Annotated in this window: 11 protein-coding genes; 5 read left to right on the forward strand and 6 right to left on the reverse strand. The window is 61.8% G+C overall.

The features are described from left to right. Window positions 1-4 precede the first annotated feature (4 nt). Window positions 5-940, reverse strand: a complete 936-nt coding sequence (locus tag C1M53_RS24810; protein ID WP_129414653.1) for a LysR family transcriptional regulator — start codon at window positions 938-940, stop codon at window positions 5-7. A gap of 135 nt (window positions 941-1,075) precedes the next feature. Between C1M53_RS24810 and C1M53_RS24815 the strand changes: the two genes are divergently transcribed. From C1M53_RS24815 to C1M53_RS24825, 3 genes are all read left to right on the forward strand, one after another. Next, window positions 1,076-2,515, forward strand: coding sequence for an MFS transporter (locus C1M53_RS24815; RefSeq protein WP_129414654.1), 1,440 nt, complete (start codon window positions 1,076-1,078; stop codon window positions 2,513-2,515). Window positions 2,516-2,671: 156 nt separating this feature from the next. Further along, a complete protein-coding gene (pstS, locus tag C1M53_RS24820; RefSeq protein WP_210214705.1) occupies window positions 2,672-3,685 on the forward strand; it encodes a phosphate ABC transporter substrate-binding protein PstS in 1,014 nt (337 codons plus the stop codon). A gap of 48 nt (window positions 3,686-3,733) precedes the next feature. Continuing rightward, on the forward strand, window positions 3,734-5,470 hold the full coding sequence (locus tag C1M53_RS24825; RefSeq protein WP_129414655.1) for a Na/Pi symporter: 1,737 nt from the start codon (window positions 3,734-3,736) through the stop codon (window positions 5,468-5,470). A 75-nt stretch (window positions 5,471-5,545) separates the two neighbouring features. Here C1M53_RS24825 and C1M53_RS24830 read toward each other — a convergent pair whose 3' ends face one another. From C1M53_RS24830 to C1M53_RS24840, 3 genes are read right to left on the reverse strand one after another with little or no spacing between them, the layout of a single operon-like run. Then, window positions 5,546-6,280, reverse strand: a complete 735-nt coding sequence (locus tag C1M53_RS24830; protein ID WP_129414656.1) for an SDR family oxidoreductase — start codon at window positions 6,278-6,280, stop codon at window positions 5,546-5,548. Between the two features lie 44 nt (window positions 6,281-6,324). Further along, complete coding sequence (locus C1M53_RS24835) at window positions 6,325-7,167, reverse strand: oxidoreductase (RefSeq protein ID WP_129414657.1); 843 nt, start codon at window positions 7,165-7,167, stop codon at window positions 6,325-6,327. A 41-nt stretch (window positions 7,168-7,208) separates the two neighbouring features. Then, window positions 7,209-7,565 (reverse strand): Atu4866 domain-containing protein, encoded by a 357-nt coding sequence (locus C1M53_RS24840; protein WP_129414658.1) that lies wholly within the window; start codon window positions 7,563-7,565, stop codon window positions 7,209-7,211. A 127-nt stretch (window positions 7,566-7,692) separates the two neighbouring features. Here C1M53_RS24840 and C1M53_RS24845 point away from each other — a divergent pair, with 127 nt between their 5' ends. Together C1M53_RS24845 and C1M53_RS24850 are read left to right on the forward strand one after the other, a co-directional pair. Beyond that, window positions 7,693-8,595, forward strand: a complete 903-nt coding sequence (locus C1M53_RS24845) for a LysR family transcriptional regulator (protein ID WP_129414659.1) — start codon at window positions 7,693-7,695, stop codon at window positions 8,593-8,595. Between the two features lie 180 nt (window positions 8,596-8,775). Next, window positions 8,776-10,461 (forward strand): Na+/H+ antiporter, encoded by a 1,686-nt coding sequence (locus C1M53_RS24850; RefSeq protein WP_129414660.1) that lies wholly within the window; start codon window positions 8,776-8,778, stop codon window positions 10,459-10,461. Between the two features lie 17 nt (window positions 10,462-10,478). Here C1M53_RS24850 and C1M53_RS24855 read toward each other — a convergent pair whose 3' ends face one another. Both C1M53_RS24855 and C1M53_RS24860 read right to left on the reverse strand, forming a co-directional pair. Further along, a complete protein-coding gene (locus tag C1M53_RS24855; RefSeq protein WP_129414661.1) occupies window positions 10,479-12,005 on the reverse strand; it encodes an ABC-F family ATP-binding cassette domain-containing protein in 1,527 nt (508 codons plus the stop codon). A 326-nt stretch (window positions 12,006-12,331) separates the two neighbouring features. Continuing rightward, window positions 12,332-12,877 carry a dihydrofolate reductase family protein gene (locus C1M53_RS24860; protein WP_129414662.1) on the reverse strand — a complete coding sequence of 182 codons (546 nt, stop codon included), beginning with the start codon at window positions 12,875-12,877 and terminating at the stop codon, window positions 12,332-12,334. Window positions 12,878-12,924: the final 47 nt, after the last annotated feature.

The raw sequence follows: 12,924 nt of genomic DNA on the forward strand, positions 1-12,924 counted from the left end.
CAAGTCAGAAAACATCAGAGCCATCGGCGGTAACGCCGGTGGCTTTGATGTTTTCGGCACAGATGTCGCGCACGCAACCGCGCAGCCAGCGATGGGCCGGATCGGCATCGAGCCGCGGATGCCACAAGAGCGAGATGGTGATTTCCGGCAAGGCAAGAGGGAGCGCGAAGCGGAACATGCCATCCCTGAGGTGGCCGGTGTAGCGTTCGGGAACGCTGGCGATCAGGCCAGCCGCCCGTGCAAAGACGAGCGCTTCCAGGAACCCGCTGACCGTTGTGGCGATCTGTCGTTGCAATCCAAGGATTTCCAGGGCGTCGTCAATCGGTCCCTTGTCGAGATTTCGGCGCGAGACGAGAACATGATGCCCGGCGGCATAGCGTTCGGCGGTGACGATACCCTCGCATAGCGGGTGCCCGACCCGTACGACGCCGACGAAACGGTCTCGAAACAGGGTCTGTGCCCGGATCTCGGGTCCGGTGGTGTTTCCGATCACGCCGGTTTCCAAGTCTACACTGCCGTCGCGCAGCGGTGTGCTGTCCTTGTCCGGTTTCGGTACGAAGCGCATGCGTACACCGGGTGCCTCCCGGGCAATGCGTGCAAGCAGGGAAGGCCCGAAGTTTTCGACAAAACCGTCGGAATTCCTCATGGTGAATGTCCGCGTGAGCCTTGTCAGGTCCAGCTTTTCTGCGGGGCGCAGCACTGCCTCGGCTTCCTCGACGATACGGCCGACGTGCTGGCGCAGTTCAAGCGCACGCGGTGTGGGGACAAGGCCGCGACCGGCCCGGACCAGCAACGGGTCGCCGGTGGCTTCGCGCAACCGCGCCAGCGCGCGGCTCATGGCCGAGGGGCTGAGCCGCAGCCTTCTGGCCGCGTGGGCAACGCTGCCTTCGGCAAGCAGCACATCGAGGGTGACGAGCAGGTTGAGATCCGGGTGTGGCATTCGTCCAGCATAACGCATGTTCCGTGTTTTGATGAGGCGTTAGATGCACGAATAAAGTGCAAATGGTGCGTCTTCCGCCATGTGATATCTGACGCTACCTCTCTGTCCGAGTTAATCGGCGGAGGCAGACAGACCATGCAATCGAACGTCAGCCAGCATGACACGACAACAGCACAGGCCCCAGATGGCACCGGCCGCTGGGCGCTGATCAGCCTGGCACTGTCGATGCTGCTTTCCTCGCTTGGCATCAGCATCGCCAACGTCGCCTTGCCATCCCTGGCGGAGGCATTCGATGCGTCTTTCCAGCGCGTGCAATGGGTTGTGCTGGCTTATCTGCTTGCAGTCACGATCACCATCGTTTCGGCGGGGCGGCTCGGTGATCTCGTGGGGCATCGACGCATGCTGATTGGCGGTATCTCGCTTTTCGCGCTTGCCTCGGGCCTGTGCGGCGTCGTGCCTTCGCTCTGGCTGCTGATCGGCGCGCGTGCCTTGCAGGGACTTGGCGCCGCTGTCCTGATGGCGCTCAGCATCGCCTTCGTGCGCGATACCGTCGCCAAGGACAGGACCGGGAGCGCCATGGGATTGCTGGGCACCATGTCGGCAATCGGTACTGCGCTTGGCCCTTCGCTGGGCGGGGTCCTGCTGACCGCGGCAGGCTGGCGGGCGATCTTTCTGGTGATGGTGCCGCTCGCTGTGCTGAACCTTTTCCTGGCCCGCCGTTTCCTGCCGAGTTCCAGGCCGGTTGGAAAGGGCGCTGGCTTCGACGCTCCTGGAACGCTGTTGCTTGGCCTTGCACTTGCTGCCTATGCGCTCGCCACCACGGTAGGTGGTTCGCATATGGGATGGCTGAATGTGACGTTGTTCGTCGCCGCCGCTCTCGGAGCCGGGTTGTTCATCAAGGTCGAGGCGAGGGTGACTTCGCCGTTGATCCAGCTGGCCGCATTCCGCGACGCTACTTTCAGTGGCAGCCTGACGATGAACGCGCTGGTTTCCACAGTCATGATGGTCACCTTCGTGGTCGGGCCGTTCTATCTTGCCCGTGCTCTCGGATTGAATGCAGCTTTCGTCGGCATGGTGATGTCGGTTGGTCCCGTGATCTCGGCCTTGACGGGCATTCCGGCTGGCCGGATCGTCGACCGGCTCGGTGCTTCGTTCGTTGTCACCGTCGGGCTGGTCCTGATGACGATCGGCGCGTTTGTCCTGGCCGCGGTTCCAACCTCCTTCGGTGTCGCCGGCTACGTCCTGGGCATCGCCGTCCTGACGCCTGGCTATCAATTGTTCCAGGCTGCCAACAACACGGCCGTCATGATGGATGTCAGCCCGGACCGGCGCGGCGTCGTTTCGGGCATGCTGAGCCTGTCGCGCAATCTCGGGCTCATCACCGGGGCATCGGTCATGGGGGCCTTGTTCGCCTTCGTGTCGGGCACTGTCGACGGATCGGTTTCGCATCCCGAGACCATCGCCACCGGGATGCGGATCACCTTTGCTGTGGCAGGAGCACTGACCTCGGCTGCGATCGTGATTTCTTTTCTGGTGCGCAGCGGCGCTGCAACTGCACAGCCGATTGAGGGATGACCCAACCCTCAATCATGCCGAACGGTTGGATGTCCGGCAAAGTCTCCTAAGCTTGTCATCTTAGCGTTACGGGCGGTCACTAGCGTTTGCTCACGAACGCAGGGGACGCTCGTGAGACAAGTTGCAGGGGCATGGGCATTTTGCCTGGCGATCTTCTTGGCACTGCTATCGGCCTTACCCGCTGGCGCAGAACCAATTCGTGGTGCGGGTTCGACCTTTGCCGCGCCGGTCATTTCGGCCTGGGCCAAGGCCTACAAAGAGGCGCGGGCCGACGGAGGCGACTACTTTACCCTCGACTGGAGCGTCGACTACGAACTGGTCGGCTCGTTGGCCGGCGTCATGCGGCTTTCGCAGCCGGAGATGGATTTCGCCGCGACCGATGCACCGCTTTCGCTGGAGGAGATCGCCAGGCGCAATGTGGCGCAATTTCCTATCGTCATGGGTGGCATCGCGGTGGTGGCCAACGTTGTCGGAGTCGAGCCTGGCAAGTTGCGCCTGAGCGGTCCGGTCCTGGCCGGCATCTTCTCGGGCCAGATCCGGACCTGGTCGGCCCCGGCGATCGTCGCACTCAATCCCGACATGCAACTGCCGGACCGCCCGATCAAGGTGCTGCGGCGCCAGGACGGCTCCGGCTCGACATTCGTCTTCACCAGCTATCTTTCCAGAACCAGTTCCGAATGGCGTGAGAAATTTGGAACTGCGACGTTGATCGATTGGCCTGTAGGGCAGGGCGCAGAAGGCACCGGCAATCTGGTCGCGCTGGCTGCAGCGACGGCCGACAGCATCACCTATCTCGAATATGGGCAGGTGGTGCGCGCTGGTCTGCCCGTCGTGCAGTTGCTCAATGAAGCCGGCGCCTTCGTCGCGCCCGCACCTGAAAGCTTCACGGCAGGCCTGGCAAATATTGCGTGGGACGCTTCCAGGCATTTCCTTGCCGATACAACCAATATGCCGGGTGCCGGCGCTTATCCAATGGCTGCCGTCACCTACGCGGTCATGCCCAAGGATCGGGGTGGTGAGCGAACCCAGCGCGTGCTCGACCTTTTCAGATTGGCCTATTCAGCCGGCGCCAGGGATGCACGTGCGCTGGGCTACACCCCCGTGCCACCGGAACTTGTGCGTCAGATCGATCGCTATTGGGCACAGACCCTGACGACCCTGAACAACTAGCGCGCTCTTCCAGGCGCCGGCACTGTCCACACAGGAAGGCATACCGACATGCAGGTCGACATCTTCAAGGACATCCTCGTTCCCGTGATCGGCGGTCTCGGCATTTTCATGCTCGGCCTCGAATTCATGGCCAACGGCATCCAGGCACTCTCCGTCAACAAGATGCGGGATTTTCTGGCCAAGGCGGCCGGAACGCCGATCAAAGGCGTGCTCGCCGGCACACTCATCACCGGTGTAATTCAATCCTCGACGGCGATGACCGTCATGGTGGTCGGCCTGGTCAATGCCGGGGTGGTGGCGCTACGGCCTGCCATCAGCGTCATCATGGGCGCCAACATCGGCACGACACTTGGCAACGGCTTGATCGCCCTGCCGCTCGGCCCTCTCGGCCTGATCCTGGGCGGGATCTTCGCGCTCATCTACTGCTTCGCGAAGAGCGAGAAAGTGCGCAACATAGCGCTCGCCTGCATGGGGTTTGCGCTGATCTTCTACGGTCTCAACTTGATGACCGGTGGTCTGCGCCCGCTGCGCAACATGCCCGAAGTGATGGAATTGCTGCAGACGCTGCGGGCCGATTCCTACTTCAATCTGCTGAAATGTGTGCTGATCGCCGCCGGTGTCACGGCGATGATCCATTCTTCCTCGGCGACGATCGGTATCGTCATGGGCCTGGGCGCCGCCGGCGTGCTTGACTGGACCACCGCCGTCGCCTTTTCGCTCGGTGCTGATCTCGGCACCACGATCACTTCGTGGATGGCCTCGCTCAACCTTTCCAAGAATGCCAAGCGCGCAGCTTATGCGCACATGTCGTTCAACGTGATCGGGGTTCTTGTGACCGTCCCGCTGTTTTTCGTCTCGATCGAGGTGCTGCGCTGGGCCATGCAATGGTTCGGCGGCGATCCCAGCGTTCCGGTGGTCGTCGACGGCAAGGATACGTTCCCGCTCGTTCCCGTCGCGGTCGGTCTGTATTCAACCTTTTTCAATGTTTTCAATACGTTGCTTCTCTTTCCGTTTGTCGGCGTGTTCGAGCGCGTTCTGTCGCGCATCGGTCATACCGAAGCTGATGATGTGGAAGATTTCTCGGTGCCGAAATATCTTGATCGCCGCTTTTCCTCGGATCTTGGACAGGCCGTGCCTGCGGTGGAACAGGAGACGGAACGGCATCTCAAGGCCGGTGCACTGTTCCTCGATATCGCCCGCTCCAAGAAGAATGCGCCCAGCGACCCTGGCGAGCACTATCTGGCGACCGACATTCTGTCGCGCGACATCCGCTCCTATTCGGCCGCGTTGCTGTCATCAGATATGCCAATGGACCAACTTGATCTGGTTGCCAGCCTGATCGAGGAGGCTGATTTCACCGCAGCGCTCGCCGAGCAACTCCATCAGGTGGCGCGCCGCGTCCGTCGTGAAACCTTCGGAACGCAAGGCAAGGTGATCGTCGATACCGCGCTCGACAAGCTGGATTTCGACCTTCGCGAAATCCTGCCCGACTTCGGCGTGAAGGCACCGCAAATGCCGGCTGGTCATATCAATTTCCCGGAGGTCGACCAGCTTCGGGCTCAGATATTGACCGCAGGCGAGGGAATCGCTCCCGGTGAACGGGGGGCGTTGCTGGCATTGCTGGGCAGTGTCGAGCGCGCAGACCTCCTGATCAGGCGCATCGACGCCGAACGCAAATCCGTCAACCGTCAAGCAGTCATTGCCCGTGCCAGGGCTCGCCGCGAACAACGCGACGAGAAGGGTGGCGTATTTGGCGACGGTCTGGCGCCGGTACCCGGTGAATGAGTACCCTTTTCGGGACAAGGCCGCATGGGAGCGGCCTTGTCATCCGGGAGGCTGAATTTCTTCCTTCAGCATATCTCAGTGCGGGCTTGCTGTTGGCCGAATGATGATCTCGCTCACATCAATGTCGGCTGGCTGGCTGATCGCATAGGCGATGGCGTTGGCGACGGCTTCGGCACTGATGGTGATGGCACGCCAGGCTTTCATGGCTTCGCGCGCCCTGGCGTCGGTGATCGTGTCGGCCAACTCCGAGGTGGTGGTGCCGGGCGAAATGACGGTGACGCGGATCCGGTCGGTTTCCTGCCGCAGCCCATCTGAAATGGCCCCGACTGCGAACTTCGTGGCGCAATAGACGGCGGCTGTCGGCGAAACGCTATGGCCACCGATCGACGACAGGTTGATGATCTGGCCATGGCCCTGTGCGTTCATCAAGGGCAGGGCGGCTGCGATTCCGTAAAGCACGCCCTTGATGTTGACGTCCACCATCCTGTCCCACTCGTCCACCTTGAGTTCCGCGAGCGGAGACAGGGGCATCACGCCGGCGTTGTTGACGATGACATCGAGCCTGCCGAATTGCTCTTGCGCATAGCGTGCAAAGGCTTCGACATCGGCACATTCGGTAACGTCGAGCCGGCGGCTGCGGACGGAGCCACCGGCAGCGGTTATCTCGTCGCCGAGGTTTTGCAACCGGTCCACCCGGCGCGCGCCAATGACGACATGCGCGCCGCCCGCCGCAATAACTCTTGCCGTTGCCTCGCCGATGCCGCTGCTGGCACCGGTGATCGCGACGACTTTTCCTTCAATTCCGTTCATTCAGACATCTCCATGGTCTGGACAATTCTTGCAGTTGGCGGGGATCAATCGGGAAAATCAGCGCTGATTGTCGTCTCGGCCCAGGCATCGAAGTTCTGCCGCAACGCATCGAGCCGCTGGCGTGCTATGGTCAGGGCCGCAGCACCGAGCAGCAGGCGCAGTGGTGCTTCATCGGCTTCAAATGCCGAGATAATCGCCTTGGCAGCCCGTGCGGGGTCGCCCGGCTGGCGGCCTGATGCCTCACGGGTTGCCGCACGGCGCTTTCCCGCGGTCTCCGCATAGTCCTCGATGACAGTCCCGGATTCGACCATCGAACGGCCGGCCCAATCGGTACGGAAGGCGCCGGGTTCAATGATGGTCACCTTGATGCCGAGTGGTTTGACCTCGTGCGACAGCGATTCCGAAAGCGCTTCGACGGCAAATTTCGTGGCGTGGTAGTAGCCGGTGGCAGCGAAGGCGACGAGACCGCCAAGTGACGAGACATTGAAGATATGCCCCTGGCGACGGGCACGCATGCCGGGCAGGACGCGCTTGGTGACGGCGACGAGACCGAAGACATTCGTCTCGAATTGATCGCGGATTTCCCGATCGGAGCCTTCCTCGATGGCAGCCAGATAGCCGTAGCCAGCGTTGTTGACGAGCACGTCGATGGCACCGAATTTTGCCTCCGCCGCTGAAACGGCCCGTTCGATGGAAGCGTTGTCGGTGACGTCGAGCTGCAAGGCGAGCGCGCGTTCACCATATCTGGAGGCTAAAGCATTCAAAGCATTGGAATTGCGTGATGTTATGGCGGCACGCCAGCCGCGTTCCAGAACGGCTTCGGCAAGTGCCTGGCCGAGGCCGGAGGAGGCTCCGGTGATGAACCATACGGGATCGGTCATCGTCATGGTGAGTTCCTTTCAGTCGAGAGCGGGTGTCTCTCCGGTATTCATTGGCGGCGCAGGATCATGCCACCGTGGTGAAGGGTATTTTCGTCGACGAAGTCGCCATCGGCGGTGAAGCCGGTGTCGTCCCAGTATTCGATATGTGTGCCGGTCACTTCGTAGCGACCCTGATAGGCGCTTTGCCTGCTGCCGCGCGCTTCATCATAGCGGCCGTCCGGCAAGAGTTCGTGGCGGACCCTGCCGTCATCGGTCGACCACATGCCGACATAGGGATGCTGTGTCATCTCTCGCTCCTTGAGGAGGTGGGAATTGGTGACGCTTTCCGATGCCGAAGCCGGCGTTGCCGAAAGCATGGCCAGGATCAGGCAGGGCAGAACGTGTCTTTTGCTGTGTACCGTCATCGTTCGATCTCCGGTCCAGCCTGGCGCCATGCGTTGCGCACGACCTGGCTGGCAGGAGGAACATAGGAGCATCGATTGGCGTGATCGACTTGCCAATCGAAGATAGCTTGGTTAGTTATTCTAACTAATGGCGGATGATTTCGAAGGCATTTCGGTGTTTCTTGCCGTGGCGGAAGCGCGCAATTTCCGGCTTGCGGGCGAGCGTCTTGGCGTTACCCGCTCAGCCGTGAGCCAGGCATTGCAACGGCTTGAAGACCGGATCGGCACCGCATTGGTGCAGCGGACCACGCGCAGCGTCAGCCTGACGGAAGCGGGCGAGATGTTCTACGACATGGTCCGGCCGTCGGCGCAGGACATAACCGAGGCCGTGCAGGCGGTCCGTGAAACGCAGACGCGCCCTTCCGGCCTGCTCAAGGTTACGGTGTCCTCGATTGCCGAGCGTTTCATATCCGGGCCCCTGCTTGCAGGGTTCCTCGCGCAATACCCGGAGGTGAAGCTGGACATCACCATTACGGACGAGGAATTCGATATCGTCGCGGAAGGCTACGATGCCGGTGTCCGGTTGGGCGAGGTGATCGAGCAGGACATGGTCGCAGTGCCGGTTTCGGGAGAACAGCGGCAGTGCGCGGTCGCTTCACCCGCCTACCTTTCCAGGCGCGGCACGCCGCTTCATCCGCGCGATCTGACGGATCATGTCTGCATCGGCTGGCGCCCGCGGCCGGATACGGCGCCGTATCGCTGGGAATTCACCGAACACGACCGCGATTTCGAGCTGGCGGTCGATCCGGCGATGACCACCAACGACATGGGCATGATGATCCGCATGGCCTGCGCCGGTGCGGGCATCACTTTCGGCATGGTGGAGACCTTCGAATCCCATGTCGCCCGGGGCGAACTGGTGCCGCTCCTGGAAGACTATTGCCCGCCTTTTGCCGGTTTCCACCTCTACTTCCCCAGGCGTCATCGTCAGCCGCTGAAGTTGCGCGCGCTGGTGGACCATGTCCGCACCTTCAGGAAAGCAGAGATCTGAGGGCGCATGGGCAGGAGTTGAATGCTTGAATCACCCTTCGCGTTCAAGATATTGGACGGAAAGGGAAAAACGACTTCAGGTCTGCGCCCGCAGGGTGAGAAGAATTGGCGTTTCTGTCCCTGGAGCTTTCCTCGCCAAGCCAAACGGTCTAGGTCGGACGGATCATCGGTGGAGGAATGCTTGGCCGTCGCGACCCTGATCCTGCTGCTTCTGGTGCTGGTGGCTGCATCCGGCGTGCTGGTGCGCTTCCTGCCACTGCCTTTGCCGATCATTCAGATCGGGTTGGGTGTCCTTTTGGCGTGGCCGATCGATGGCTTGCGCGTCGAACTCGAGCCGGAGCTGTTTCTTCTCGTCTTCGTGCCGCCGCTTCTGTTCATCGATGGCATCATGCTGCCGAAGCGCGAGTTCGCCAAACTGGCACCGCGCATCTTCGGCCTGGCCTTCGGGCTCGTCTTCTTCACGGTCGTGGTATTCGGATACGCACTGAACTGGCTGTTGCCGCAGGTGCCGCTGCCGGTTGCCTTCGCGCTTGCTGCCGTGCTGTCGCCGACGGATGCCGTCGCGGTGTCTTCCATCGTCGGTCGCGATCTCGTTCCGGCTCGCATCCGCCATATCCTTGAAGGCGAGTCGCTGCTCAACGATGCGTCCGGCCTGGTCGTGCTGCGATTTGCCGTCGCAGCAGCTCTGACCGGCCAGTTCTCGCTCGGTGAAACGGCATTGACCTTCGTGCTGGTCGCGGCGGGCGGTGCGCTGGCTGGGTTTGCAACCCTTTGGGCGGTAGCCAAGGTGCTGCGCATCGTAGCCAAGATCGGCGATGTGCGGCCGGAGGTGGAAGTGGTCATTCTGATCCTTCTGCCTTTCGCGGCCTATCTGCTGGCCGAAAAGTTTCATCTTTCCGGAATCCTGGCGGCGGTTACGGCCGGTCTCTACATCGCTCGCGCCGGTTTGTTCGGCTCCCTGTCGTTTCCGGCGCGCATGCAGAACATGGCGTTGATCGAGATGCTTTCGTTCACCTTCAACGGCGTCATCTTCCTGCTGCTTGGCCTGCAGTTGCCGACGATCATCCGCAACGTTCCACCTGAATTGTCGCTCTATGGCAGCTTCTGGGAACCGGTGCTGGCGGTGATGACGCTGACGCTGATCCTGCTTGCCATACGCTTTGCCTGGATTGTCTTCGGCTCGACGGCGCGGGGCATCATCGAGCGCTGGCGGGGGCGCGAAACATTCAGGCTCACCACGCGGTTGAGGGTGGTCATGACGCTGGCCGGCGTTCGTGGCGCGATCACGCTTGCCGGTATTCTGTCGCTTCCGCTCGTCGTCTCCGAGAATGGTCCGCCTTTCCCTGCGCGCGATCTCGTCATCTTCATTGCCGCCGGCGTCATCATCTGTTCGCTTCTGCTGGCCAGCGTGGCGCTGCCGATCGTGGCACGCGGCATTCCGTTGGACGAAGAGGAGGAAAGCGCCATCGAGGAGCGGCTGGCACGTCAGGTCGCGGCCGAAGCGGCGATTGCCCGCATTGAACAGATGGTTGATGAAGCGCAGGCCACGCCTGCACTTTATGAGGCGCGTCTGGCCGCCGCGCAGCAACTCATTCCTGCCTATCGGCAACGCATTGTCGCTGGCGAGGAAGAAGATACGACCGTCAAGGACATTCAGCCAGCGCTCCAGTCGATGCTTGATGCTGCTTTCGCGGCCGAGCAGGCTGCCTTGCTCCGCCTTTTGAGGGCGCGCAAGATCGACGACACCACCATGCGCGCGGTGATCGGGGAGGTCATGCTCAACCAGGCCCTGAATTCACGCAAGCAGGCGAACAAGCGTGCAACCGCGAAGAAACCGGCAACAAGGAAAGCGGGCGCCAGGAAATAACGCGCCCGCAACCCATTTCAGTCGTCCCCCGACACGGTTGCAAAGAAGTTCTCCGGTCCATCCACTTCGATCAGCTTGCGATTTTCGATCTGCCAGAAGCGGTTGCCGACCGTGCGCACGAAGCTGCGGTCGTGCGAAACCAGCAGGCAGCTTGCCTCATGCGCCATCAGTTCGGTTTCCAGCGCTTCCTGGCCTTCGATGTCCAGATGGTTGGTCGGCTCGTCGAGCAGATAGAAGTTGGGGTTGGTGAGCCTCAACGCCAGCATGGCCAGCCTGGCTTTCTGGCCGCCGGACAGCCGGCCAATCGGTCGCTCCTGCATGTCGATGCCGATGCCGGCACCGGCGAGCAGCGTTCGGAGCCGCTGATCGCCGAATTCGAAGCGCCGGCCGATCGCTGCCATCGGCGTATCGGTGTTGCCGAGGTCGGCCAGCGCCTGGTCGACATGGCCCAGTGCCAGAGATGGCGTGGCGCGGATGCCGGTCTGGCCACCGTCACTTCCCGAAATTGCATTGCGCAGCATGCCGACCAGTCGTGATTTGCCGGAGCCATTGCGACCGAGCAGCACGATGCGATCGCCCTGGCAGATCCAGCGCTTGCCGGTTTTGAACAGAAGCGTTCCGTCGGGCGTTTTCACTTCGGCATCGTCCAGCGTCACCAACTGTTTGGCGTGGGTGCCGCGGTTGGCGAGACGGATGGCGCCCGCGGAGTGTTCCTGGTGTGCGGGGCGGGCAGCATCCTCGAGCCGTTCAGCGCGGTCTTTCAATTGCTTGGTCTTGATGACCAGGAGATCGCTTCCGGAATTGATGCCGATGTTGTTCAGCTTGGCGGCCTGCCGGCGAAGCTGCTGCGCCACCTTCATGTCACGCTGATATTGCCGTTCCTGCGAAGCGTCGCTCTCATCCAGCGCAACCCGAGCCCTTGAATAGGGCAGGGCAAAGACCTGGCTGTGCTCGGCGCGCAAAAACAGCGTGCGGTTGGTGACGGCGTCGAGGAAGGCGCGGTCGTGGCTGGCCACGATCAGCGGGACGCTTTGCGGCAGGCTGTTCAGCCAGTCTTCCAGCCAGCGGATACGGGCTAGGTCGAGGTGGTTGGTCGGCTCATCGAGCAGCAGGGCATCAGGATCGTTCACCCAGACACGCGCCAGCAGAGCGAGGCGCTGCCAGCCGCCGCTCAACGCGCCGAGTGGGCGTGCGCGCAATTCCTCGGGAACCTCGAAGGTTTCGAGCACCACATCGGCACGCCAGCTTTCGTTTTCTGCCTGCTCTGCCGGCAAAGCCTGCCGGACCGCCTCATGGAACGGCAGGGTGAGCAGTGCGGGGGCGATATCCTGCTCGACGTGGCCGATGGTGAGACCGCGCGACTTGGTGATGTCGCCGTCCGTCGGCTCGAACGTGCCGGCGATGGTGCGCAGCAGCGTCGACTTGCCTCTGCCGTTCGCCGCGACGATGCCGATACGGTCGCCGGCTTCGACGGAAAGGTCGAGATTGGAGAACAGGCGGGCGCCGAGTGTGACGCCGAGTGCCTTGAGATTGATCAGTGCCATGGTTTTTCTCTGGTCTGTCGCGAGCCTTCCCGGCGGCCGGGCATGTCCGATGCCTGGCGGTGTGCCGGATTGCGTTGGCTCGTTGTTGCAACGATGAGCGGACAACCGGCATTTCGCCGACGTCGCGCTACCCCTTGGGGCAGACCAGATAGAGATGCTTGAGTGCGATCGTCTCGTTGGTCAGCCCTGCAAACGCATTTGCAGGGCCTGGATCGGGCCACGCTGACGGTGTTGATCATGTCTGAACACGCAGCCCTCCTTTCTTCTCGACGGTTGCGAGCCTTAAATAGACGCGGCTTTGTGCCGACGCAAGCGATGTGAACCGATCAAGCCGCTGCATAACGCAAAAGCACGACATCCTGCGGCAGGACCTGCTGTCCGATAAACCGGAGTTTCGGCGTCTTCCCGGCGAAGAACGGTCTGCCGCCGCCGAGCACCACAGGATTCACATAGAGATGGTACTCGTCGATCAGACCCAGCCCATCCAGGCTGGCCGCGAGCTCGGCGCCGCCCACATCGATCATGCCATCGGTTTCGGCCTTGAGGCGCCTCAGTGTTCCGACAACATCTTCGTCGATCAGCGACGCATTCGGCCCGACCTCACGCAGCATCGTGGAACAGACGAATTTGGGTGTTGCCTGCCATGCCGTCGCGAACTCTCGCGCCTCGTCAGGCCAGTCGGCCTGATCCGTGTCCCAGTAGCGCATCGCTTGATAGAGTTTGCGACCGCAGACGCTGATCCGGGTGTCCTGCATCAACCGGTTGAAATATCGATGCAGCGGCGCTTCCGGCACCGGCAATTCCGGGCCACCTTCCGGCCCGGTGATGTAGCCGTCGAGAGACGTCAGCATGCCGAAGATGATCGTGCCCATGTCCTCCTCCAATCTGATTGCATTTTGCAATCAGATTGTGTCGATGG

Source organism: Mesorhizobium sp. Pch-S (genome assembly GCF_004136315.1).
In the GTDB taxonomy this organism is placed as follows: domain Bacteria; phylum Pseudomonadota; class Alphaproteobacteria; order Rhizobiales; family Rhizobiaceae; genus Mesorhizobium.